This window comes from Pseudoalteromonas xiamenensis (assembly GCF_017638925.1).
Lineage (GTDB): Bacteria > Pseudomonadota > Gammaproteobacteria > Enterobacterales > Alteromonadaceae > Pseudoalteromonas > Pseudoalteromonas xiamenensis.
Window position 1 is genome coordinate 2,930,038 of sequence record NZ_CP072133.1, and the last position, 23,378, is coordinate 2,953,415.

Annotated in this window: 19 protein-coding genes and 5 pseudogenes; 18 read left to right on the forward strand and 6 right to left on the reverse strand. The window is 43.3% G+C overall.

The genetic code is table 11. The features are described from left to right. Window positions 1-170 precede the first annotated feature (170 nt). The 3 genes and pseudogenes from J5O05_RS14035 (at window position 171) to J5O05_RS14045 (ending at window position 4,170) form a co-directional block, all read left to right on the forward strand. A complete protein-coding gene (locus tag J5O05_RS14035) occupies window positions 171-1,391 on the forward strand; it encodes an MFS transporter (protein ID WP_208842623.1) in 1,221 nt (406 codons plus the stop codon). Window positions 1,392-1,603: 212 nt separating this feature from the next. Continuing rightward, window positions 1,604-3,049: a RimK family protein gene (locus J5O05_RS14040; protein ID WP_208842624.1), complete on the forward strand. Its 1,446-nt coding sequence runs from the start codon at window positions 1,604-1,606 to the stop codon at window positions 3,047-3,049. Beyond that, window positions 3,042-4,170: pseudogene (locus J5O05_RS14045) on the forward strand (GNAT family N-acetyltransferase/peptidase C39 family protein). The gene J5O05_RS14040 and the pseudogene J5O05_RS14045 overlap by 8 nt, the downstream one beginning before the upstream one ends. A gap of 13 nt (window positions 4,171-4,183) precedes the next feature. On the opposite strand, the gene J5O05_RS14050 reads toward J5O05_RS14045, so the two are convergent. Both J5O05_RS14050 and J5O05_RS14055 read right to left on the reverse strand, forming a co-directional pair. After that, entirely contained in the window at window positions 4,184-5,011 is an 828-nt protein-coding gene (locus J5O05_RS14050; RefSeq protein ID WP_208842625.1) for a mechanosensitive ion channel family protein, read from the reverse strand. A 22-nt stretch (window positions 5,012-5,033) separates the two neighbouring features. Next, window positions 5,034-5,820: pseudogene (locus J5O05_RS14055) on the reverse strand (crotonase/enoyl-CoA hydratase family protein). A 362-nt stretch (window positions 5,821-6,182) separates the two neighbouring features. Between J5O05_RS14055 and J5O05_RS14060 the strand changes: the two are divergent. The 3 genes and pseudogenes from J5O05_RS14060 to J5O05_RS14070 all read left to right on the forward strand — a co-directional run bounded on the left by J5O05_RS14060 (window position 6,183) and on the right by J5O05_RS14070 (window position 7,809). Further along, window positions 6,183-6,503, forward strand: coding sequence for an HI1450 family dsDNA-mimic protein (locus J5O05_RS14060; RefSeq protein ID WP_377099389.1), 321 nt, complete (start codon window positions 6,183-6,185; stop codon window positions 6,501-6,503). A 52-nt stretch (window positions 6,504-6,555) separates the two neighbouring features. Next, a pseudogene (locus tag J5O05_RS14065) lies at window positions 6,556-7,369 on the forward strand (DUF481 domain-containing protein). 11 nt (window positions 7,370-7,380) lie between these two features. After that, window positions 7,381-7,809, forward strand: coding sequence for a hypothetical protein (locus J5O05_RS14070; protein ID WP_208842626.1), 429 nt, complete (start codon window positions 7,381-7,383; stop codon window positions 7,807-7,809). A gap of 19 nt (window positions 7,810-7,828) precedes the next feature. Here J5O05_RS14070 and J5O05_RS14075 read toward each other — a convergent pair whose 3' ends face one another. Beyond that, window positions 7,829-8,332: an FKBP-type peptidyl-prolyl cis-trans isomerase gene (locus J5O05_RS14075; RefSeq protein WP_208844537.1), complete on the reverse strand. Its 504-nt coding sequence runs from the start codon at window positions 8,330-8,332 to the stop codon at window positions 7,829-7,831. Window positions 8,333-8,345: 13 nt separating this feature from the next. Further along, window positions 8,346-9,264, reverse strand: a pseudogene (ygfZ, locus tag J5O05_RS14080) (tRNA-modifying protein YgfZ). A gap of 276 nt (window positions 9,265-9,540) precedes the next feature. On the opposite strand from ygfZ, the gene J5O05_RS14085 reads away from it, so the two are divergent. Both J5O05_RS14085 and J5O05_RS14090 read left to right on the forward strand, forming a co-directional pair. Further along, the gene (locus J5O05_RS14085; RefSeq protein WP_208842627.1) at window positions 9,541-9,792 is read left to right on the forward strand and encodes an FAD assembly factor SdhE; all 252 of its coding nucleotides are present in this window, start codon (window positions 9,541-9,543) and stop codon (window positions 9,790-9,792) included. Next, window positions 9,773-10,195 carry a hypothetical protein gene (locus J5O05_RS14090; RefSeq protein ID WP_208842628.1) on the forward strand — a complete coding sequence of 141 codons (423 nt, stop codon included), beginning with the start codon at window positions 9,773-9,775 and terminating at the stop codon, window positions 10,193-10,195. The genes J5O05_RS14085 and J5O05_RS14090 overlap by 20 nt, the downstream gene beginning before the upstream one ends. On the opposite strand, the gene nadB is transcribed toward J5O05_RS14090, so the two are convergent. Next, complete coding sequence (gene nadB / locus J5O05_RS14095; RefSeq protein WP_208842629.1) at window positions 10,167-11,786, reverse strand: L-aspartate oxidase; 1,620 nt, start codon at window positions 11,784-11,786, stop codon at window positions 10,167-10,169. The two genes, J5O05_RS14090 and nadB, sit on opposite strands and share 29 nt — an antisense overlap. A gap of 302 nt (window positions 11,787-12,088) precedes the next feature. On the opposite strand from nadB, the pseudogene rpoE reads away from it, so the two are divergent. The 10 genes and pseudogenes from rpoE (at window position 12,089) to pdxJ (ending at window position 20,525) form a co-directional block, all read left to right on the forward strand. Beyond that, window positions 12,089-12,671 (forward strand): annotated as a pseudogene (rpoE, locus tag J5O05_RS14100) (RNA polymerase sigma factor RpoE). A gap of 2 nt (window positions 12,672-12,673) precedes the next feature. Then, on the forward strand, window positions 12,674-13,315 hold the full coding sequence (locus J5O05_RS14105; RefSeq protein WP_208842630.1) for a sigma-E factor negative regulatory protein: 642 nt from the start codon (window positions 12,674-12,676) through the stop codon (window positions 13,313-13,315). 4 nt (window positions 13,316-13,319) lie between these two features. Further along, on the forward strand, window positions 13,320-14,270 hold the full coding sequence (locus J5O05_RS14110) for a MucB/RseB C-terminal domain-containing protein (RefSeq protein WP_208842631.1): 951 nt from the start codon (window positions 13,320-13,322) through the stop codon (window positions 14,268-14,270). Further along, on the forward strand, window positions 14,267-14,716 hold the full coding sequence (locus J5O05_RS14115; RefSeq protein WP_208842632.1) for a SoxR reducing system RseC family protein: 450 nt from the start codon (window positions 14,267-14,269) through the stop codon (window positions 14,714-14,716). Before J5O05_RS14110 ends, J5O05_RS14115 begins: the two co-directional genes overlap by 4 nt. Window positions 14,717-14,783: 67 nt before the next feature. After that, window positions 14,784-16,580, forward strand: a complete 1,797-nt coding sequence (lepA, locus tag J5O05_RS14120) for a translation elongation factor 4 (protein ID WP_208842633.1) — start codon at window positions 14,784-14,786, stop codon at window positions 16,578-16,580. A 17-nt stretch (window positions 16,581-16,597) separates the two neighbouring features. Further along, a complete protein-coding gene (gene lepB, locus J5O05_RS14125) occupies window positions 16,598-17,533 on the forward strand; it encodes a signal peptidase I (protein ID WP_208842634.1) in 936 nt (311 codons plus the stop codon). A gap of 2 nt (window positions 17,534-17,535) precedes the next feature. After that, entirely contained in the window at window positions 17,536-18,213 is a 678-nt protein-coding gene (gene rnc / locus J5O05_RS14130; RefSeq protein ID WP_208842635.1) for a ribonuclease III, read from the forward strand. Next, window positions 18,203-19,102 (forward strand): GTPase Era, encoded by a 900-nt coding sequence (gene era, locus J5O05_RS14135; RefSeq protein WP_208842636.1) that lies wholly within the window; start codon window positions 18,203-18,205, stop codon window positions 19,100-19,102. Before rnc ends, era begins: the two co-directional genes overlap by 11 nt. Beyond that, on the forward strand, window positions 19,103-19,777 hold the full coding sequence (gene recO / locus J5O05_RS14140) for a DNA repair protein RecO (protein WP_208842637.1): 675 nt from the start codon (window positions 19,103-19,105) through the stop codon (window positions 19,775-19,777). A gap of 10 nt (window positions 19,778-19,787) precedes the next feature. Next, the gene (pdxJ, locus tag J5O05_RS14145; protein ID WP_208842638.1) at window positions 19,788-20,525 is read left to right on the forward strand and encodes a pyridoxine 5'-phosphate synthase; all 738 of its coding nucleotides are present in this window, start codon (window positions 19,788-19,790) and stop codon (window positions 20,523-20,525) included. 33 nt (window positions 20,526-20,558) lie between these two features. On the opposite strand, the gene barA is transcribed toward pdxJ, so the two are convergent. Further along, window positions 20,559-23,321: a two-component sensor histidine kinase BarA gene (gene barA / locus J5O05_RS14150; RefSeq protein WP_208842639.1), complete on the reverse strand. Its 2,763-nt coding sequence runs from the start codon at window positions 23,319-23,321 to the stop codon at window positions 20,559-20,561. Between the last annotated feature and the right edge of the window lie 57 nt (window positions 23,322-23,378).

Below are 23,378 nucleotides of genomic sequence, written 5' to 3' on the forward strand. Positions count from 1 at the left end.
TTAAAAGTAAGGTAGGTACTGTGTGATGTTGCTAAATTCGACAAAATTAAACGCGGAGCATGGATGGTTTAATCAACAAACCTGCATTTCATATTCTTAGACATAAATAAAACTTTACCTCAAGGTTGATTGAGGTTTTAGAGTGGAGTCACTTTTAAGGGAGTGACAATATGATCAAAACAATGACACATTTCACCAAGCTAACGTGGGTACTATTACTTGGTAATTTTGCCATTCGCACGTCTTATTTTATGGTTTGGCCTTTTCTTGCGGTAATTCTTTATGAGCGATATGGACTGACGGCTGTTGAAGTAGGAGGACTTTTGAGTTTGTCAGCTGTCTTCTCAACGTCAATAGGCTTTTTCACCGGTTATCTCGCTGATCGTTTTGGGCGTTTGCCCATTTTAATGTTGGCAATTGCACTCGGTATTATTGCCTTTTTAGGGCTTGCTGTTATGACAGATCTCGTTTCATTTATGGCCTTTGTCGCGTTAGCAACAATGCCTCGAGCCTTGTGGGATGCACCAAGTAAAGCCTTAATGTCTGACGAATTACCAGATCAAAATCATCGGGAGTTGGCTTATCAGACGCTGTATTTTTTGGTGAATGTGGGGGCGGCATTTGGCCCGCTGTTTGGACTTTGGGCTGGGTTGAATGGCAATGTAGGACTGTTTGCCTTTACTGCATTGGCCTATTTAGGGATGGGCTTAGGGGTACTGATCTTTTGGTCTGGGCGCCATCAAGTGGCAAAAAGTGGTGTGGACGTACCCGCTTTCTCAACTTGGTTGTCTATTTTACGTCGAGATAAGCGTTTCTTATTAGTTTTAGCAGCAAACTTTATTGTTTTTGTGGTCTTTGCTCAAAGTGACTCGACGCTGGTTCAATACCTTGCACGCGAAAATGTCCCTGATCTTGCATTCTTGATTTCATCTTTAATCGTCATGAACGGCGCCATAATTGTGGTGGCTCAGTTTCCATTACTTGCCGTCATGCGCAACTGGTCTATTGAAAATAGGCTACTAGTGGGCAGCTTCCTATTGCTCATTTCACAGATCACAATGGCAGCAATTCACGTTAATTCGTATACCGGTTGGTTATTTGCGATGGCTATTCTAAGTCTTGGCGAGGCGATACTCTTTGCAAATTTAAATGTATTGTTAGATAGGCTATCACCAGAGTCGATGAAAGCGAGTTATTTTGGCGCGGCCGGTTTGTGCTCTTTAGGGTATGCATTTGCACCATTTATTGGTGGTGTAATTTTGCAATCATTCGGTGGTGTTCTACTCTTTTTAACTATGGCTTTTTTATGCTTATTAGTCATGGTGATATATCAGTTTTCCACGCGTTTTGCCGTCTTTACTGGTCATTCCGAATCACTGTGTAATACATAAAAATTACTCACTCTTATCGAGAAATTTATTTCATTTGCGATGTAGGTAAATCAGCCTTATAAAGTGCGCAGAATGACCAACTGAATTCCGCTATTGCAGTACATGTGCTTGATCTTTTGGTTCTTTTTGCCAAAAAAATTAAAACTATTCGTCGGCACAACGAATTTTCAACTATACCTTGTATGCGTGCCCGTACTAATTTAGGAATTTACATGCTTAAAACGTTAATTGTGGTTGAATCAACAGCATTAGTGGAAGAGTTAGGTCTACCTAATACGCTTACTTTTGAGCGTTATCTACAAGACTACCCAAAACGCGACGAACCGAAAACACGCATTATTAACTTATGTAATACCGAGCAATATTTAAGTAAAGGCTACTATTGCTCTTTGTTGGCAGAGGCTCGTAAACACGTTGTTCAACCAACGGTGAAAACCATCAACGCGCTGCGCTCTGAAACGTTAGATCTTAATCTGACAGCCAAGCAATTAAGTGAAGTAGCAAAGATTACGAACGCGAAAACGTGGGTTTTCTTTGGCAAAACGAATGATGCGGCGTGGCAAAAAGTGGGGCAAATAGCACATAAGAAATACCCCGCACCTATTTTGCATTTGGAGTATTTAGTTGAAACGAATCAAGTGCGCATTAAGCAAGGTTCGCTCAGTGAATTAGAAGGTGAGGAAAAGCAAGCGTTTCTAGCGCAATTAACCTCGCATGCTGAATCAACGTGGCATATCGGTCAAACAACAAAACACGCTCGTTGGGAAATGGCAATTTTAGTAGACCCGAATGAACCTTCACCGCCTAGTGACAAAGACGCGATTGCGAAATTTGTAAAAGCGGCACGTAAACATGGTATTCATGCGGAAGTGAAAACGCCGGAAACGTTAGAAGACGTAAGCCAATATGATGCGTTGTTTATTCGTCAAACCACGGCGATTGATCATGTTACTTACAAGCTGGCAAGCAAAGCCGAAGCGAAAGGGATTGTCGTCATTGATGACGCAACGTCGATTCTTCGTTGTTGCAATAAGGTATTTTTACATGATGCCTTCAGCTACAACAAAGTGCCTACCCTAAAAACGGTAACGGTGAGTGATAAAGAGCCGCACACTCTCGAGCAATTGGAAACTACGTTTAGCTACCCGATGGTGCTAAAAATGCCGGAAGGTTCGTTCTCTCGCGGTGTGTTCAAAGTAAAAGACAAAGAGGAATTGGAAGCGCGTTTAGGTGAATTACTCGCGGAAAGTGCGCTTGTTTTGGTGCAAGAGTTTTTATACACCGAGTACGATTGGCGTATTGGGGTGCTGAACGGTCGTGCAATTTATGCTTGTCGTTACTTTATGGCGCGCAACCACTGGCAGATTTATAACCACAACTCTAAACGTTTTAATTCAGGTGGTTGGGAAACATTGCCGACTTTTGAAGTGCCTCGTGCAGTGCTTGAAGCCGCACTAAAGGCCTGTAAGGTGATCGGTAAAGGCCTTTATGGTGTTGATGTTAAAGAGCTTGCAGGTAAGGCTTACGTGATTGAAGTGAACGACAATCCGAGCATTGAAACAAAAGTGGAAGATGCGTATTTAGGCGATGAGCTGTATATGCAAATCATGGCTGAATTTCAACGTCGCTTAGAGTTAAGAGGCAAAGACAATGACTAATGCAGCGCTTAAAGTGGAGGACGCACCAAGCGCGATAATTCGGGTTGCTTCACCGTCTGACTTAAATGCACTTACTGACCTTGAAATGCACTGTTTTTCCAGTGACAAGCTGAGTAGGCGAAGCTTTAAGCGTTGGATCAGTGCAAAGCACGCGATACTGTTGGTGGCGGAACTCGAAGGGCAAGTACTTGGCTACGGCCTAGTGTGGTGCTTAAAAGGCACTCGACTTGCTCGCTTGTATTCGCTTGCCGTGTCGCCAATGGCGCGGGGTCGTGGTATTGCTGAAATGCTGCTGGGTGCGCTTGAACAAGAAACAAGTCAACGAGGTAGAGGTTACTTGCGCTTAGAGGTTTCTATCAATAACCAAAAAGCCATAAAACTCTACCAAAAATTTGGCTACAAAACGTTTGGCGCTTACAGCGATTACTATGGTGATGGCAGTGAAGCGGCTGCGTATGCAAAAGCAAATTGCCCATTTTAGCGGTGATGGTGTGCAGTTCAATGTGCCGTGGTACATGCAAACAACGGAATTCACTTGTGGTCCTGCTGCATTGATGATGGCGATGGGCAGTTTATCCACTCAGTTTGAACCATCTCAACTGGAAGAATTAGAAATTTGGCGTGAAGCGACCACCATATTTATGACCAGTGGCCATGGTGGATGTCATCCGATTGGACTGGCGTTGTCTGCTCAGTATCGAGGATTCAATTCAGCAGTCTATTTAAGCACAAGTGAGTCCCTATTTCTGGACGGTGTTCGAAGTGACAAGAAAAAGAACATCATGGCGTTGGTGCATGAGGATTTTGTGTCGAAAGCCAAAGATTGTGGTGTAGCACTGAACTACGAAGATATAAAACTGGCTAGCCTTGAAAGTATGCTAAACGATGATGTGCGTGTGCTTGCACTTATCAGTACATATCGATTAGATGGCAAAAAGGCGCCACATTGGGTGTGTGTGACCGCGATGGACAGTCACAGTATTTATGTCCACGACCCAGAGCTTGCGACTAATCAGGTTGCGATTGATTGCCAACATGTGCCAATTGCTAAAACTGATTTTGAAAAAATGAGTAGTTTTGGCAGCGCAAGGTTAAAAGCCATTATTACCTTGCGCAATTAACTGAATTTAAGGATTAGGTGGGGTTTTTAAGTGTTACAACGCGTTGAGGGAATGGGATTTCTATTTTCGCGTTGTTGATTGCATCAAATACAAGACTGTTTACCGCAAGTTTAGTCTCAATAATTTTATTCGTCGGAACCCAATAGCGATAGCTTATCATCACTGCACTGTCCGCGAACGCTTCAATGCCTACTTTGTTTTCAGGCTCGTTAGCAACATTGGGGTGCTCAGACAAAATGTGTTGGATAAGTTTAACCGCCATGTGATGGTCTGCGTGGTAGGCTATTCCCACTTCTCCTTTTACTAACGAATTCGCAAATGAGTTGTGAAGTACTTCACCGATTATTTGTTTATTCGGAATGGTAATTTCAACTTGCTCTTCATCAATTAAGATAGTGTGCCCTAGTTGAATGTCTTTTACCAAACCGCTAATGCCATTGACCATGATGGTATCACCAACCACAAAAGGGCGAGTGGCGATAATGGCAAGTCCTGCGCCGTAATTTGAGAGCATGCCTTGCATCGCGAGACCTGCGCCCAGCGAAGCAGCACCGATAGCCGCGACAAACGGGGTTACGCTAATCCCAATTTTCCCAAGCGAAATCACGACAAACATAACGATGACAATAACTTTAACGACATTGCTAATGAAGTTTGTCAGCGTGACATCGATATTATGTTTATTCATCAGCGCGACGGTAACCGAAGAAAGTTTCTTCGCAACCCACAGGCCAAACAACAAGACTAAAATGGCCCCGACAAGTTGCATGCTGTAATTCATCAAGTACTCGCTGACGACCTGATAGTAGTGCTCAATAAATTGAATTTCTTGTTTAATCATTTAGATCATCCTTTATTTCAGTCTATTTGCGTGGCAAAAAGTGGATGGGCGAGTCTGATTTGACATTTTTCATCACTATTTTAGTGTTCTTTGCAAGCAAAAGACCCAGCTGAGTGGCGGTTTCCTTCGCAAGTATAGTCCGTTCACGATTGTGGTAAGCCCGCTGACAAAGTGATTTGATACCCGCTAATGCATCTGGCGAACGTGATTTAAGTAGGTCTAACATTTCCAAGCAACGTTGTCTTGGGTCATCGCATACCTGCGTAATTAAACCCTGTTGTTTCGCTGTTTTAACCGCAATAGGGTCTGCTGTCATACTTAACCATAGAGCATCGTCGTAGTTCATTTGGGCTGGCAAATGTATTGTTGCCCCCATGTCTGGACACAGCCCCCATCGAGCCTCCATGATGGCAAATTGCGAACTGGGCGCCGCAAGTCTAAAGTCACAGCCAAGCGCGATTTGCAGACCCCCACCAAAACAATTGCCGTGAATGAGCGCAAACGTAGGAATTGGTAATGAATGCCATCCAAGCACGACTTTCTGTACGAGGTTTTGATTTCCAGGAAGCCACTTAAAGAGTAATTGGACAATTTTTGAGGGGGAATTTACCACGCTCTTCACATCGAGTTCCGGAGCTGAAGTGATTGCCATCCCCAGTGATCACCGCTGCACGCAGGCTTTTATCCTTTCTTATTTGCTTGATGGTGCTGGCAAGTTGTTGGAACATTTCAAACGATAAGGCATTTTGCTTTTCCGGTCTGGATAATGTGATCCACGCGACTTGTTCTTTTATTTCTAGTTTTACCATGTGCTTAATTCCATGATTTTTAGCCTGAATTCTAATTTTTATAACAGGTCTGATGTCTACTTCTTTCAAGTGTAAAGCGAATTATGAAAACAAGAAAGCAAGGAGAGATATTGATGTTGGATCGCAAATTATCGTTATGGATGGCGCGACGAGTAAAATGGGCTGAGAGATTATTGAATATATTGAAATAGAAAAAATAAGCGCTTATTGTAGAAATAGTCTTGGACATTGGATTTTTTATTACGTGTTACGAGCGCTGTTGAGCTAATTACCTGTGATTTACAGAAATTCCATCGTAGTCATAGCAAATAATTTTCGTAATTTGCTATGATAGACGTCTAATTTTATATTGAGAAAGTATTATGTCAGCAAGACTCCACAGCGTTGAAGAAGCAACGAATCAAGCCTACGAAATCTTTTTGGAAATGGCGCCGGATAACTTGTCGGAAGAAGACATTGAACTTTTTAATGAGCATCGCGAAGAAGCTGGATTTATCGAAGACAGTGAGCCTGATGAAAGCTGGGCTGCGTTTGTTGAATACGAGATAGAGCCGGAAGCTTTTGTTCAAGTTCTTGTTGGGCTTGAAGTCGATGAGCAGGATGTTTTATTTGCAAAAATTTTGATCAGCCGTGATATCGATGCGCCATTTTGCCATGTCGTTTGGTTGCGTGGTCAACAATAATTCCCGTTAAATAAACCTAAATTTAGGTTCGTAATTAGAAGTTAAAAGTGTAGTGAGAAAATACTTAATTACGTTGTTATGTGTAAGCGCGTACAGTTACGCTGGTGATCCGTTTGAGGATTTCCATGAATACGGCGATTTGTCTGAGGCGGAAATCCATCAACAGCACCAAGGCGAGTTACTCTATGGTGACACCGAGTTTGGGTTGAGCCTTAGCCAAGGCAATACGGAATCAACGTCTTTTAAGCTCAAAAGCAATCTATATCAAGATTTTAGCGTTTGGCGAAATCATTTCAAATTAGATGGATTGTATCGCCAAGAAGCAAATTCGAGCAGCCACGAAAATGACGTTACTGCGTCACGGGTGTTTGTTTCTGCACAGGGTAACTACAAGCTCGAGGATAAGAAAGCGTCATTTTTTATCTATAGCGATTACGAACGCGATAAATTCAGCGGTTTAGATTACAAATCAACGGTCGCAACGGGGTATGGAAATCGCTTTTACAAAGGCACAAAAAATACCGTCGATTTTGATATTGGTCCTGGTTTATATATGTCTCGAACGCGCGACGACATTGAGCTTGAAGAAGGCGATGAACGTTCGCAAATTGGCTATCTTCTTCGTGTTGCTCTGCAATGGGAACGGTTAGTATCGAGCCGCACGCGTTTTAATCAGGATTTGAGTGTTGAACAATCTTTATCTGGGACTCAATTCTCGATTGAAATCTGAAACAGCGTTAATCAGCCAAGTGCTCGGTGGTATTTCAATGAAAGCATCCTACACGTATCGATACAATTCTCAGCCCGTTGAAGGGAAAGAATCCAAAGACAGCGAACTTGGTGTGACTTTGGTTTACAGTTTTTAAGGCAATAATCGATGTATAAACATACTCAATTTGGTTGGGCCATCTGGGGGCTACTCACTTGGATAGCGAGTTTTGTCGCTATCGCGTTGGTCTTAATCGGCCCAAATATCGGTGTGGTCGGCTTTTTGGTACTACTACTGGTGATGGCAATTCTGTTTGGAACTTTAACGGTTGAGGTCGATGATCAGGCGATCCGCTGGTGGTTTGGACCTGGAGTGTTTAAAAGAGAAGTTAAATTTTCGGAAATTAAAACGGTTCAACCCGTGATCAATTCTTGGATGCATGGCATTGGTGTACGGATCACTCACGATGGTTGGGTATATGGTGTGCATGGCTTTAGAGCGGTTGAATTAACGTTGCTGGACGATACACAAATCCGTATCGGTACAAATCAGCAGCGCAAACTAACGGATTTATTAGAAGCAAAAGTGGCCAATTAAGGCCACTTAAAACACATGATTAATGGTCGTGGTCGTGGTCATGATCGTGACCACAGCAACCGCTGCCATGCACGTGTCCGTGCTCAAGTTCTTCAGCAGTTGCTTCACGCACGTCAATGACTTCCACATCAAAGTTAAGTGTAATACCTGAAAGAGGGTGGTTACCATCAACAATGACGTCATCTCCTTCAATGCCAATAATAACAACAAGTTGGTCGCCTTCATCCGTTGTTGCACGGAATTGCATGCCAACTTCAATCTCCATGCCTTCAAACATTGACTTAGGGACTGCTTGCGTTAGATTGTCGTAACGCTCGCCATAACCATTTTCTGGCTCAACTGTAACACTAAACGTATCACCAACTTGTTTACCGATTAGCGCTTCTTCAAGTCCAGGGATCAAATACCCTGCGCCCATGATGATTTCCATTGGTGCTTCATCAAAAGTGTTGTCGATGGTATTTTTTTCGTTATCAAGTACAGCGTAGTGAAGTTTGACAACCGAATTTTGCTCAATTTTCATCATCTTTCCTAAATTATTGCGAGTCTTCTAAAGAATAAGGTAGAGCCTGAATTGTTAAGTGTGTTTCAGGCGAATCTTTAAACCGTAGCACAGTATCTGCCGTTGTGTCGTTTGGCAGCACCACAAGTGCACTGAATTGTTTGGTGTGAGTATCAAATGCGAAATGCGTTGGTGTATTAGCACGTCGCCAGTTAGTTTCTAACGCCATTTCTAAATCAAGTGATTCAGGCAAAGAGTCAACCTGCGCTGACACGATAAACATCGCACGTTTGTTCTTTCCGAGATAGCGCATGCGCGCAACCGTTTCTTGTCCCGTATAACAACCTTTTTTAAACGAAATACCATTTAACGCTTGCAGATTGACCATCTGTGGGACGTACTCATCGATACTTTGTGTATCCAAACGAGGTTCACCAGCACTGATGCTTGCAATATACCAAAGGGCATTGTCAGGGAGATAGGTAAACGTATCTGGCAATTCAGGTTTTTGTTTTGCGAAAACAACAAGGCGCTTGTCATCTAGTACCAGCACTTTCGCATCCAGTGCTTCACTGTAATAGGCATTTTGGCCTTCGATTGGCTCTACGTTAAGTTGTGACAACGTGCTCTTTATAGAATCCGTGATTATGCCAATTGCGACGCGTTCTGCTTGTGCAATTTCGACTTTAGCAAACACACCGTACTTTTTTAATTCACGTAAAGAGGCTTCAATTTCACTTTTTGAGCCTCCACAGGATGTAACTATCCGACTCTTTAAACAGTCTAAATACACCCCAAAGCTTGCCCTTTGGTGAGCAGTGTCCTGTCCATTTGAACTGGCCATCCGTCACTAAGTTCATGTCTTGCGTAAGTTGACCGTGAAGGTAACTTAACTTGTCTTGTCCTGTAACTTGAATGAGACCATCATCCAGTATAAAAGCCTGTGCTTGCATAAATCGGATTCCATCATCGTGTTGCTAAGCGAGAATGTGCCTATGATACCTGATAGCGATAGGCTTTCAAAGCCAAGGACTCGGCTGCAAAGGCGGTTTCAGACGGCACACAAAGGTTTGTTTGAAGTAAGAGAAATCGCGTGTATCGCTTGCCAACGACTCACAACGCGCTAACCTTTTTGTTTTGTATGGGCAGGTGAGTGCAATTGCAATAGGAAGCTGGTGTGCAAAAGGACGATTTGATAAACTTCCCGACATCAAATGATGGGGTAAGTCATGACTGAATTGTATTCAAAAGCAAGAATTAAATGGGCGTGTCGCCGTGGCATGTTAGAACTTGATGTGTTGTTAGAGCCATTTGTTGAAGCAGCGTATGATGCATTGTCGGCAGAAGATAAATATGTTTTCCAACAATTACTTGAAGTTGAAGATCCCGATCTCTTTGCATGGTTCATGGGCCATGAGCAATGCCCAGACCCGATTCTAGCCAAAATGGTGGCGCTCATTCTTGACCGTGTCCGCGTATAGGATTGATTTTTCGAATAACAACCCAAGTCACATGTGGTTAGTCGCTTGGGTTGTGCTGACCTGTCCTTCACTGCTATTCCTCTATCCGGCCATTAGTTCGATATTGCTGGTTATATTTGGCTGGTTACCTTTAAGTCTTCACACTTGGAAAACGATGAATCAGTGGTTTATCGGCGAAGGCGCCGTGGTGCTGAATGACGGTCATATCGAGATTTATGATGGGCACGGGGTGGTATTGATGGGAAAGCTATTGCCTACATCGCGTGTTTTTGACGGCCTTGTTGTGATTTATATACAAAATGCGGAACAGAAATCGTGTGTCTGCTTCTTGCCACAATCGTTGCAGCAAGAAGCTTGGCGTTTATTGCGACGGACTATTTTATCGTTGCATCGCCATCCGTAGGTGAAAGCACCGTCGGAGTTGGATTTTCACTTAACTCGGGGTAATCAATCGTATAATGAAGACCGCGACTTTCCTTTCGTTCCAAGGCGCTTCGAATTATCAGCTCGGAAACTTGTACCAAGTTACGAAGTTCAAGTAAGTTATTACTTACTCTGAAGTTAGCGTAGTATTCTTGAATTTCTTGTTTTAAAAGTTCAACACGGCGCAGTGCGCGCTCTAAACGTTTGGTTGAACGAACAATCCCCACGTAGTCCCACATAAACAAACGCAGTTCGTGCCAGTTGTGAGTAATGACAATTTCCTCATCGGAGTCTGTTACTCGGCTCTCATCCCACTCCGGTAATGTCGGTGGCTCTGGATGTGTAGCAAGTTTTGCAAGGATGTCTTTTGCGGCTGCATGTGCAAAAACAATGCATTCTAGCAGCGAGTTACTGGCCATACGGTTAGCCCCGTGAAGGCCTGTGTAAGCGACTTCGCCAATGGCATAAAGATTATCGATGTCCGTTTTCCCATCAAAGTTCGTCATTACGCCACCACAGGTGTAATGTGCGGCAGGGACGACAGGGATGGGATCTTTTGTGATGTCTAGCCCAACACTTAGGCACTTCGCGTAGATAGTTGGGAAGTGCTCGATAATAAAGTCTTTGTCTTTGTGAGAAATATCGAGGTACACGCAATTCGCGCCTAGACGCTTCATTTCAAAGTCAATTGCTCTGGCAACGATGTCGCGCGGGGCGAGTTCTTCACGAGGGTCAAAATCTGGCATGAAACGTGTGCCGTCAGGACGTCGTAATAGCGCACCTTCACCACGCATGGCTTCTGTGATTAAAAAGTTCTGTAAATCTGGGTGATAGAGACTCGTTGGGTGGAATTGATTGAATTCCATGTTTGCAACTCGGCAGCCTGCACGCCATGCCATCGCAATACCATCACCACTTGATACGTCCGGATTCGAGGTATACAAATAAACCTTACTTGCTCCACCCGTAGCCAAAGCGACAAACTTCGCGCTGATGGTTTCTACGCGTTCTGCTTTACGGTTATATACGTAAACGCCTTTAACGTGTTTTTCTTGGCTTTGTTTATCGGTGATAAGGTCAATCGCGTTGTAATACTCAAGCAATTGAATGCCGCTGTGTGCTTGCACTTGCGAGATAAGCGTAGTCTGGACCGCACGTCCTGTTGCATCGGCAGCGTGTAGAATGCGTCTATGACTATGCCCACCTTCACGAGTTAAATGGAAGCGCTCTTTGCCTTCGCTATCAAACTCCATATCAAATGGAACGCCTTGTTCGATGAGCCATTTTAAGCATGATTTTGCATTGCTTGCTGTGTAATGGACCGCTTCTCTGTCACATAATCCACCGCCAGCTTGGAGGGTATCCTCAACGTGTGACTCAATACTGTCGTTTTTCTTATCAAAAACGGCAGCGATACCACCTTGCGCATAGAGCGTAGAGCCTTCAGTCAGCGCCCCTTTGCTGATCACGCTAACTTTACAATGATTGGCCAGAGAAAGAGCAAGTGATAAACCTGCGGCTCCACTACCGATGATAACAACGTCTGTGCTGTGGTGTTTGGTTTCGTTCATATCAAAGTGTCTTAATTAAACTTTTCCGATCCGTACTCAAATCTGTGTGGTATCTGCTATCATAGTCACTAAACTGAGATGCTGTTAAAAACAACGAGTTAGTTAAACTGCTACTTCTATGCAGTGATGACTGAGTCATTTATTGCAGCATTTTAAAAAAAAATACATAAAAACAGAACTTTTTATTCAGGTGTCGGTCATAGTAGCAGTGAAAGATGGCAACTAGCCCCGATAACTAAGCTGCGCAGCACGTAATTGTCGTGTGGAAAGCAATAAAAAACAATAGAGGAGTACCGGCTCGAATGAGCGAGCAGGATTTGGATTTAGAGCTAGTTAGACGAGTTCAACAAGGAGACAAGAATGCGTTTAACTTGTTGGTTGCCAAGTATCAAAATAAAGTTGCGGCCCTTATTTCCCGTTATGTGAGTAATCACGGTGACGTTGCGGATGTAGCGCAGGAAACTTTTATTAAAGCATATCGAGCTTTGCCTAATTTTAGAGGCGAAAGCGCGTTTTACACTTGGCTATATCGTATAGCTGTGAATTGTTCAAAAAATTATCTAGTGGCAATTGGGCGTAAGCCTCCAGCAAACGACATTGATGCTGAAGAAGCGGAAGTGTACGACGGTGCAGAGCAATTACGTTCAAATGCTTCACCTGAGAACTTATTGATGAGTGATGAGGTCAAAGAAGTAATCTTCAAAACAATTGAAGGTTTACCCGAAGACTTGAAAACGGCCATCACTCTTCGAGAAATTGAAGGTATGAGTTACGAGGAAATCGCTGTGGTCATGGATTGTCCAGTAGGAACGGTTCGTTCACGTATTTTTCGAGTCTCGCGAAGCCATTGATAATAATTTAAATTCGTTAATAGGCGAGTCTTAACTATGACTAATGCAAACAAACACGCTTCGCTAGAGCAGACTACATCAGACATTTTTGATGGTGAGGTAGGGCACTCTTTTGAAATGCTGAATGGACTTGAACACGATAAATTCGTGCGTTACGCGCTTATCGGTGACGCGATGCGTGCGGAAAATGAAAAGTCCATCTGTATTGATATTACAGCGCAAGTAGCTGCTGCACTTGAAAGCGAACCGACGTACAATATGTCGCATAACGAGCAAGCTTCAGACATTCGTGCTGAGGCCGTCAATGACGATGTAAAATCGAACGTTATTTCTTTGGCTCGCTATAAAAAGCCTTTAGCTCAATTTGCGATTGCAGCAAGTGTGTGTTTGGTTGCTTTAGTGGGTGTGAATAATAATACAACGCAGTCTGAGTTGAACAACACGCTTCCATCTTTGCAAACGATGCCGCTTACCGGCTCGGTTTCTCCAGTGAGTTTGTCAACAGAACAGCCGGCGATTGAAAATGCAGCTCAAGGTCTAAGAGAGCTTCAACAACAACGTATTGGTGCGCTTGTGCTTGAGCATCAGCGCCAGTCTAGAATGGCGTACGCGTTGCAACAAGCTAAACAGCTTGAAGAACAGAAGAAAGCGTCAGACGTGACAGAGGAACAAAACTAATTTAATGAAAAAGCTGTTTATTGCGATACTCTGCTTTGCAACTTCTTGGGCGCAAGCTCAGGAAGTTGTCAGTGCAAAACAACTGCTTACCAACCTTGCCGAAGCGGTTCACAGTCGAAATTTTGATGCTTCTTATGTTGTCGTTAAAGGAAAAGCAATGGAACCTTATCGTTGGTTGCATGGCAAAAAAGACGATATTGAAGTTGAATTCTTAAGTCTTCTCAATGGCGCTGGTTTGGAAATGGTCAGAGTAGGTAACCAAGTGACTTATTTTGAACCTCAATCAGAACCTTACGCGATTGATACTGACAGCATTGCAGGGCCTATTCCTGAAGTGCTTTTCAAAGATATTTCCGTACTTGAATCCCACTATGATTTCGTTTTGGGTGGTAAAGGCCGAATCGCTGGTCGAGCTGCGCAACTTGTGCGAATCGAATCAAAAGACGAGAACAAATACAACTATTGGCTGTGGGTTGATGTGGAATCTTCCTTGCTTTTGAAAGCTGCGTTTGTAAATCAAACGGGTGAAATGCTGGAACAACTTCAATTGACTCATCTGAGCATAACAGAAGAACCCGTTGCACAATTACTTGAAATTGCTGGTCGAGATTTTCCCAAAGCGTTGCCTAAAGTGACGACTCAAGCAGCCAAAGATGCGAAAGATAACTGGCGTATCGAATGGTTACCGAAAGGGTTTGAGCTACTAAAATCGGACAGGCATAAACTCGATTTGAACAACGAATTGGCTGACTATTATCTTTTCTCGGATGGTCTGGTTGACGTTTCCGTCTTCGTTCAGCGTCCGCTGCCTGGTAAACGCCCAAGTGGCGCGTTAACGTCAGGCGCTACAACTGTGTACGTCCATAACTCGGGTCGCTTTGACGTTTCGGTGGTTGGCAATATTCCTGCAATGACGGCAAAAAGTATCGCTGAATCGGTAACGCGACCTTTATGATCGAACAAACAATGACGGTGATTGCCGTCAAAGGTCTACGCGGCGAGTTACAAGCTGAGGCGAAGAAACCGTGTGAGGGCTGCAACGGACGTTGCGGCTCTCAGGTCTTTAATAAGCTCTTCAAAACAGACAAAAAAACGTTGTGGTTTGATTTTCAAGAAGCAGTAGAAGTCGGTCAAAAAGTCACTTTATCGTTAGACGACCGTAATTTGGTTGCGCACAGTTTTTATGTGTACTTGTTGCCGCTCGTTGCAGCTCTTGTCTTTGCTATGTTTGCAGCACTTGTCCTTGAAATTGGGGAAGGCGGACAGATTTTGTCGGCATTGCTCGGTGGAATATTTGGTGCGCTTGTTGCCAAACGGCGTGTTTCGCAATTCAAACACGAGATAAAATTGGTAAAAATTTATCCAATTAGCCTGCCTTTGACTCAAATTGATGGTGATTAACACTGATTACGGGTAAAATCTCGGCTTTGATCCCATTAACGACTTTTTAGAGTTTAGAATTCAATATATGAAGCACAAGCATATCCGTAACTTTTCGATCATCGCCCATATCGACCATGGTAAATCGACGCTTTCAGACCGCTTAATACAAGTCTGCGGTGGTCTTACTGAGCGTGAAATGCAGCAGCAAGTATTGGATTCAATGGACATCGAGCGTGAACGTGGTATCACTATTAAAGCGCAAAGTGTGACGCTGAACTATACCGCCAAAGATGGTGAAACGTATCAGCTAAACTTTATCGACACACCTGGACACGTTGACTTTACCTATGAAGTTTCACGTTCGCTTGCCGCATGTGAAGGTGCGTTGTTGGTTGTTGATGCAGGCCAAGGTGTTGAAGCTCAAACTCTGGCAAACTGTTACACGGCATTGGAAATGAACTTAGAAGTAATTCCAGTGCTTAATAAGATCGACTTACCTCAAGCCGATCCACTGCGCGTTGCTGAAGAAATCGAAGACATTGTTGGCATTGAAGCGCTAGAAGCTGTTCGTTGTAGTGCGAAAACAGGTATCGGTATTGATGAAGTTTTGGAAGTGCTCGTGCGCGATATTCCGCCGCCAGAAGGTGATCCAAAAGCTCCGTTGCAAGCGCTTATCATCGACTCTTGGTTTGACCCTTACCAAGGCGTTGTGTCACTGGTTCGTATTAAACACGGTGAACTACATCAAAAAGACAAGATTAAAATCATGTCGTCGGGGCAAGTTTATGAGGTCGACAACATCGGTATCTTTACACCTAAACAAACAAAAACAGGTGTATTGAAGACGGGTGAAGTAGGTTACGTAATCGCAGGCATCAAAGATATTCATGGTGCGCCTGTTGGTGATACGATCACGCTTGTAAAAGACCCAGCTCCTCAACGTTTACCGGGTTTTAAACGTGTTAAACCGCAAGTTTATGCGGGTATGTTCCCGATTGCATCGGACGAGTATGAAGCGTTCCGTGATGCACTAAATAAATTAAGCTTGAATGACGCATCGCTGCAGTTTGAGCCTGAAAACTCAACGGCACTTGGCTTTGGTTTCCGTATCGGTTTCCTTGGCATGCTCCACATGGAGATTATTCAAGAGCGCTTAGAGCGTGAATATGACATGGATCTTATCACTACTGCACCAACGGTAGTGTATGAAATCAAAATGAAAAATGGAGACGTTATTCAGATTGATAACCCATGTGATTTACCGCCAATTAATAACATTGAAGAAATCCGCGAACCTATCGTTGAAGCAAATATCCTAGTACCACAAGATTATCTAGGTAACGTTATTACGCTTTGTATTGAAAAGCGCGGTATGCAAACGAAGATGACTTACCACGGCAACCAAGTTGCGGTAACGTACGAATTGCCGATGGCTGAAGTGGTCATGGATTTCTTTGATAAATTAAAATCAACGAGCCGTGGTTTTGCGTCACTTGATTACAACTTCATTCGCTTCCAAGAAGCCGATATGGTTCGAGTTGATATCCTAATCAATGGTGACCGAGTTGATGCACTTGCGATTATCGCGCATAAAGATTTCGCACAATCACGTGGTCGTCAGCTAGCTGAAGCGTTGAAAGAGCTTATCCCTCGTCAACAATTCGATATTGCAATTCAAGCCGTAATCGGTGCGCATGTAATTGCTCGTACAACGGTGAAACAATTACGTAAAAACGTATTGGCAAAATGTTACGGTGGTGACGTAAGCCGTAAGAAGAAACTCCTTCAGAAACAGAAAGAAGGTAAGAAACGTATGAAGCAGTTAGGTAATGTTGAAGTACCTCAAGATGCGTTCTTAGCGATTCTGAAGGTAGGAAAATAATAAATTAAGGAAAAAGTATGGCAGGTTACTTTTCAGTATTTTTAGTATTACTGACGCTGGGTTCAGGTTTAATTTGGCTTGTTGACCATTTGGTTTACGCACCAAAACGTCGTGAACGCATCGCAATTGCGAAAGGTTCTTCGCAAGCCGATTTAGACGACGATGTGATTGCGCAAATTGCGCCTGTGCCTGCCATTACTGAAGGTGCTAAGTCGATTTTTCCAATGATTGCAGCGATTACCATTTTTCGCTCATTCATTTTTGAACCATTTCAAATTCCTTCAGGCTCGATGATGCCAACATTGCTTGTAGGTGACTTTATTTTGGTTCAAAAGTACAGTTACGGCATTAAAGACCCGGTGTGGCGTACTCAACTTGTTGAGGTAAATGAGCCAAAACGTGGTGATATTGTGGTGTTTAAGTTTCCACTAGACGAAAAAGTGGATTTTATTAAACGCACAATAGGGCTTCCAGGTGATCGCATTGTGTATCGTAACAAGCGTTTATACATCAAGCCAAACTGTGCGGAAGGGCAGGAAAAGTCAGGCGAGATGTTCTGCGCTGAATTCAACGCGGTTGACATGGACATTATTAATCGTGACGAATTCTATCAAGGTCTAATGCCGTTGGTGCGTTTGAAAGAAACACTGCCAGGGCAAACACATGACATCTTGATCAATCCAGAAGCGCTTGAAAGCAAAGGCCGCTATTATCAACAACAAGATACCCGTGCAGATGAATGGGTTGTGCCAGAAGACAGCTATTTTATGATGGGTGACAACCGTGATAACAGCCAAGATAGTCGTATGTGGGGATTCGTTCCTAAGGCAAACTTGGTGGGTAAAGCGGTTTTCATTTGGATGAGTTTTGAGTTTGAGAATGGCCCTGATAGCCTTCTTCCTAGCTTTGTTCCAACTGGTGTTCGTTTTGAGCGCCTAGGTAGCATACAGTAACGATGAAAAAAGACGTAAAAGAGCTATACAAAAAAATAGGTTATGAATTCGAATCGCCTGCTTTTCTTGAGCAGGCAATGACCCATCGTAGTTACAAAGGGCAACACAACGAGCGCCTCGAATTTCTAGGTGACTCCATTTTGAGCTTTGTTATTGCTAATGCCCTATACCACAAATTTCCAAAAGCACGAGAGGGTGATTTGAGCCGTATGCGTTCGACTCTAGTGCGCGGTCAAACATTGGCTGAGTTTGGTGTGGAATTTGGTCTTGGGGATTACCTACGTTTAGGTCCAGGTGAATTAAAAAGTGGTGGTTATCGCCGTGAGTCAACCTTAGCAGATGCGGTTGAAGCGATCATTGGCGCAGTATTCCTCGATTCAAATATTGAAACCTGCTCGCAATTAGTGCTTGCATGGTATGAATCCCGTTTGGAAGAAATTTCACCAGGTCATAACCAAAAAGATCCGAAAACATTACTTCAAGAATACTTACAAGCCCGCAAGTTGCCATTACCTGGCTATACTGTAATAGATACGAAAGGGCAGGCCCATAATCAAACGTTCACGGTCGAATGTATTGTTGAAGGTATGGAAAGTATTATTTCGGTAGGTAGCTCACGCCGTAAGGCAGAGCAAAAAGCAGCTGAAAAAGCGCTAAAGAAGTTAAAGCATGACTCTTAATACACATTGCGGCATGGTGGCGATCGTTGGTCGCCCAAATGTTGGTAAATCAACGCTGTTAAATTGTATCGTTGAACAGAAAGTTAGTATCACCTCGCGTAAGCCTCAAACGACGCGTCATCGTATTTTAGGTATCCATACTGAAGACAACTACCAAGCGGTCTATGTTGATACGCCTGGACTTCACAGTGAAGAAAAGCGCGCAATCAACCGTCTAATGAACCGTGCAGCGTCAAGCTCGATTGGTGATGTTGAGATGATCTTGTTTGTTGTTGAAGGTACTCATTGGACATCGGATGATGAAATGGTACTCAACAAAATCAAAAATAGTGGTCATCCAATCTTTTTGATAATAAACAAAGCCGATAACGTAAAAGACAAAGAAGATCTTATCCCACACGTGCAGTGGCTTCATGAGAAAGGGGATTTTGCAGGCATTATTCCTATCTCTGCCAAAACGGGTAAAAACGTCGATTTGGTCAAAGCAGAAGTTCGTAAGCGTTTACCTGAATGTGAGTTTTATTTTCCAGAAGACTACGTAACTGACCGTTCTATGCGTTTTTTGGCGGCAGAAATTGTGCGTGAGAAACTGATGCGTTTTATGGGGGATGAGCTTCCTTATTCAGTTACTGTGGAAATAGAGCAATTCAAATGGCAAGACAATGGCGTATGGCAAATCAATGCGCTTATTTTGGTTGAACGTGAATCGCAAAAACGCATGGTGATCGGTAACAAAGGCGAAAAGCTTAAAGTTATCGGCCGTGAAGCACGCAAAGATCTCGAAGCGATGCTAGATAATAAAGTGTTCCTTGAACTGTGGGTTAAAGTTAAATCCGGCTGGGCTGATGATGAGCGTGCTCTTCGTAGTTTAGGGTACGGAGAAGACTAATTGGACAGCGATTTCGCTCGCGCCTATTTGTTGCATCGAAGACCTGTGAGTGACTCACAAGTGATGCTCAATGTAGTCGTTGAGGGAGTCGGACATATTAAGATGCTTGCCCGTATCAAGGGCAAGCAACAACTTAAACATAACGCGCAACTCCAACCTTTTTTCCCGCTACTTTGCCGATATGCAGGTCGGCATGACATGAAATACCTCAATCAATTCGAACTTCTCACACTTGGTAATGCAATGCAGGGGAGACGGCTCTACTGCGGGTTTTACATGAATGAACTGAGTTATCGATTAATGCCCATAAACGAGCCATTAGAAGGGGCATTCGAACTCTATCAAAGCCACCTTTCCCGATTGCAAAATGGCGAAGAATTAGAAATTGTATTACGCAGTTATGAATTTGAATTGTTGAACTTACTTGGTTTCGGCATCGAGTTTGATTATGATGCTGACGGAAATTCTGTTAACCCAAAATTAACGTATCGGTATGTCGCTGAATGTGGCTTTGTACAAAGTGCTTACGGCTATCGCGGGCAGGTATTGTTGAACATCGCCCAACATGATTACGAGCCGATTGAAACACGCCAACAGGCAAAACGTTTGAGCCGTGAGGTTTTACGTCCTTTGTTGGGCTATAGAGATTTAAAGAGTCGAGAGCTGTTCATTTAAAGGGAGGCTTATGAAAGAAATACTTTTAGGCGTGAATGTCGATCACGTTGCAACACTTCGCCAAGCGCGTGGAACAAACTACCCAGATCCTGTGCACGCGGCTGCTGTTGCTGAGCACGCAGGTGCTGATGGGATCACTATCCATTTACGTGAGGACCGTCGCCATATTCAAGACCGAGATGTTTATGTGATGGCTAAAACGTTGCAAACGCGCATGAATTTTGAGTGTGCGGTGACGGAAGAAATGCTAGCGATTGCGCTCGAGATTAAACCCGCTTACGTGTGTCTTGTGCCAGAAAAACGCGAAGAACTGACCACAGAAGGTGGCTTAGATGTTGCGGGCCAAAAAGAGAAGTTAACAGACGCAGTTAAACGTTTAACTGATGCAGGTATTAAAGTGTCACTATTTATCGATGCCGATAAAACACAGATTGATGCAGCAAAAGAGGTCGGTGCACCTTACATCGAGATTCACACCGGTTGTTATGCAGACGCAACGACGGATGAAGAACAAGCGAAAGAACTCGCTCGCATTACTGAAGGCGTAAAATACGCTCATGGGAAAGGCATTATCGTGAATGCAGGGCACGGTTTACATTATCACAACGTGAAACCTATCGCTGCTATTCCTGAAATCTACGAACTAAACATCGGTCATGCCATAGTTGCAAGAGCCGCGATTGACGGCATGTCGAAAGCAGTTTCCGATATGCGTAAATTGATGAAAGAAGCTAGACAAGGCATTTAATTTCTTTCGATATTAAGCGAATGAGAGGTTGCATTAAGCAGCCTCTATACCTGAATCCCTCAATAGATTTTCAAGTTCATCCAATAATTCAAAAATTTCGGGTTCTAAGTCGGTAATTACTAAACCTTGTTTCAGTGACGTCTCAATAGTTTCTGAAAGTTTCTTCAGTTTTGGCACTCCAGTGTAGCAACACGCACCATGGAATTTGTGAATGATTGTCAGTAAATGCTCACTGTCTTTGTTGTCCATCGCCTCGTTAATCAGTTTTAATGTCTCAGGAACGCTTAGCAACAACATATTCAACATTTCCAGCGCGAGGTCATTTTTCCCTCCAGCATGTAATAGAGCCTGCTCCCAATCTAAGAGCTGGCTGTCGAACGGCGCTTTACTCGGCTTCGGTGCGTCTTTTGCTACTTTACTCACACGTAAAACGGTCTCACTGAAATCACAAATAGTTTGACGCAGCATGTCTTCGTCAATCGGTTTCGTCAGGTAACCTTTGAAACCCATTTTCAGTAAGTCGTCTTTTTCACCAGCTAATGCATGCGCTGTTACGGCTATGATAGGGGTATCTTCATTCAAAGACGCATCCAAAATCGTTTTGCAGGCCGTTATGCCGTCAGTAATCGGCATTTGAATGTCCATAAAAATAATGTCGTACTTATGTGATTTACAGAGTGAGATGGCTTGTGAACCGTTATGTGCCTTGTCGATACTTTCCACTTGTTCATTTAAAAGCGTCGTGATGAGTTTCAAGTTCGCGTCGTTGTCGTCAGCAACCAATACTTTTAAAGGTAAGATATCAAAGTCATCGTTCGCTTCGCCCACGTCAGGGTGATCCAGTCGATAAGGTGCAGCAAGCAATTCGCAAAGTTTTCGATGATTTACCGGCTTGCTTAAACTGGCATCTGCTCCAGAGCCAATCAAAGATTCACGCATGTTGTGTGAAATTGTGTTGAGTAACAGATATAAATAATCTGTCTGACCTCTTACTTTATTGATGTATGACTTGAGTGTCTGCATTTGGTCGACACTCGCCATATGGCCAATCAAACACACATCGTAGTTAAATTCAGGTTGCAAGGCGGCGAGAAAGCTTTCTTCGTCTATGCATGCGGTAACTTGCATTTCCCATTCTTCAAGCAAGGCAGCAACAGCTTGATGAGTGTGTTCATGTGATTCGAAAAAGAGTACACGTTTATGTTTAAGTGATTTAATTGGTAAATCGTTGTTAAACAAGTGGTTTGGTAATTCAAATATGGCATTAAAGGTAAAGCAACTGCCATTTCCTTGTGCCGAGTTCAATGTAATGCGGCCATTCATTGCCTCAACCAAATGTTTGGTGATGATGAGGCCAAGGCCAGTACCACCAAATTTGCGCGTAATGCTTGAATCAGCCTGACCGAACGGCGTAAATAAGGTATCTTGCTTTTCTTGGGCTATTCCCACACCGGTGTCTGAAACGGATACCAACAACGAAGCTCGTTGATCATCGAGCATGCGGTGGCCGATATCAATTTTAACGGAGCCTTTTTCCGTAAATTTAATGGCGTTATTAATTAGGTTTATCAAGATTTGTTTAAAACGAGTGGGATCGCCAATTAAGTTGTCTGGGACTTTTCTATTGATGTAGACCGATAATTCGAGCTGCTTTTCATGTGCACTTGGCGCAAGTAACGTCATGACTTCATTGACGACATCACGCAATTGGAACTGTATGTTTTCAAGCTCCATTGCACCTGCCTCCAGTTTAGAGAAGTCTAAAATGTCGGAAATAATGCTCATTAAGCTATTTGCAGATAAAACGATTGTGTCCAAATAATCCTTTTGATGACGATTAAGAGGCGTTTTGTAAAGCTGACGTGTAAAGCCAATGACACCATTTAGCGGCGTACGTAACTCGTGACTCATTTTAGCCAAGAAATCCGACTTCACTTTGTTCGCATCTTGAGCTTCACGCTTTGCAATGCCCAACTGAATGTTTTGCATTTCGTATTGTTCTAACGTTTCACGATAGTCGCTCGTTGCTTGGTCAATATGCTTTTGCATTTCCTCTTTTTGCAGCGTCATTTTGTCGCTGATGCTGTTAAGACCAAGTCTCAGTAGTTCAAACTCACCTTCCATTTTGTCGTGGATACCAATGTCGTGCTTTCCTTCCGTGAGTTTATCTGTGGCAAGCAACAGGCGACGAAGCGGGCGGGTAAAACGTTGTCCAAAGTAAATTGCTAAAATCCCCGCAATTAACAACGTCACAACGAGGATTGCAATGCTCGCAAGGACAGAACGTTGTTGAGAAATTCGAGCTTCGTCTAAACTTAATTCTATCGCTAAGGCACCTAAATTGGCTGGCGCTGGGCCTTGCCACAAGTCGACATGTTGGCTGAAATGAGTGATAGGACTATAAACAATGATGGATTTATCGTGCAATTCACTGCGAGTTGAAAGCAGCTCACTTACGTTGCTTGGAAATTTTAAATGCGCAAACTGAGAATTGAAATTACTAGTGAGAAAGAGTTTGTTATCGGTGTCGAAAATGGCAATCGAGTTGATTAAATGACCATGCTTATTTTGCGTGATAGACAATAGGCGATGTAATTGAGCTTTGTCCTTTGTCATCATTGGAGCTTCAAGTGCCACCGCCAAAGATTCAACGATACTTGTTCCACGTGCTTCAACAATTTGTTCAAGCTCAACAAAGCGATTTAAGGTAAAATAGCTACCAAGTAATACGCCAATAATGATGGTTGGCAGCAAAGTCAAAGTTAAAACGCTATCTCGAAAGCTTAATTTGGTCATATTTAGCGTGTTTTTTCTTATGTTAACGCTAGATTAATCACTTAGAGATGGTTAAGC

What these genes read in the sequence shown, in the direction of transcription:
- J5O05_RS14035 (WP_208842623.1), top strand. Translation starts at nt 171, where the DNA reads ATGATCAAAACAATGACACATTTCACCAAGCTAACGTGGGTACTATTA.
- J5O05_RS14040 (WP_208842624.1), top strand. Translation starts at nt 1,604, where the DNA reads ATGCTTAAAACGTTAATTGTGGTTGAATCAACAGCATTAGTGGAAGAG.
- J5O05_RS14050 (WP_208842625.1), bottom strand. Translation starts at nt 5,011, where the DNA reads ATGATTAAACAAGAAATTCAATTTATTGAGCACTACTATCAGGTCGTC.
- J5O05_RS14060 (WP_377099389.1), top strand. Translation starts at nt 6,183, where the DNA reads ATGTCAGCAAGACTCCACAGCGTTGAAGAAGCAACGAATCAAGCCTAC.
- J5O05_RS14070 (WP_208842626.1), top strand. Translation starts at nt 7,381, where the DNA reads ATGTATAAACATACTCAATTTGGTTGGGCCATCTGGGGGCTACTCACT.
- J5O05_RS14075 (WP_208844537.1), bottom strand. Translation starts at nt 8,332, where the DNA reads ATGAAAATTGAGCAAAATTCGGTTGTCAAACTTCACTACGCTGTACTT.
- J5O05_RS14085 (WP_208842627.1), top strand. Translation starts at nt 9,541, where the DNA reads ATGACTGAATTGTATTCAAAAGCAAGAATTAAATGGGCGTGTCGCCGT.
- nadB (WP_208842629.1), bottom strand. Translation starts at nt 11,786, where the DNA reads ATGAACGAAACCAAACACCACAGCACAGACGTTGTTATCATCGGTAGT.
- J5O05_RS14105 (WP_208842630.1), top strand. Translation starts at nt 12,674, where the DNA reads ATGACTAATGCAAACAAACACGCTTCGCTAGAGCAGACTACATCAGAC.
- J5O05_RS14110 (WP_208842631.1), top strand. Translation starts at nt 13,320, where the DNA reads ATGAAAAAGCTGTTTATTGCGATACTCTGCTTTGCAACTTCTTGGGCG.
- J5O05_RS14115 (WP_208842632.1), top strand. Translation starts at nt 14,267, where the DNA reads ATGATCGAACAAACAATGACGGTGATTGCCGTCAAAGGTCTACGCGGC.
- lepA (WP_208842633.1), top strand. Translation starts at nt 14,784, where the DNA reads ATGAAGCACAAGCATATCCGTAACTTTTCGATCATCGCCCATATCGAC.
- lepB (WP_208842634.1), top strand. Translation starts at nt 16,598, where the DNA reads ATGGCAGGTTACTTTTCAGTATTTTTAGTATTACTGACGCTGGGTTCA.
- rnc (WP_208842635.1), top strand. Translation starts at nt 17,536, where the DNA reads ATGAAAAAAGACGTAAAAGAGCTATACAAAAAAATAGGTTATGAATTC.
- era (WP_208842636.1), top strand. Translation starts at nt 18,203, where the DNA reads ATGACTCTTAATACACATTGCGGCATGGTGGCGATCGTTGGTCGCCCA.
- pdxJ (WP_208842638.1), top strand. Translation starts at nt 19,788, where the DNA reads ATGAAAGAAATACTTTTAGGCGTGAATGTCGATCACGTTGCAACACTT.
- barA (WP_208842639.1), bottom strand. Translation starts at nt 23,321, where the DNA reads ATGACCAAATTAAGCTTTCGAGATAGCGTTTTAACTTTGACTTTGCTG.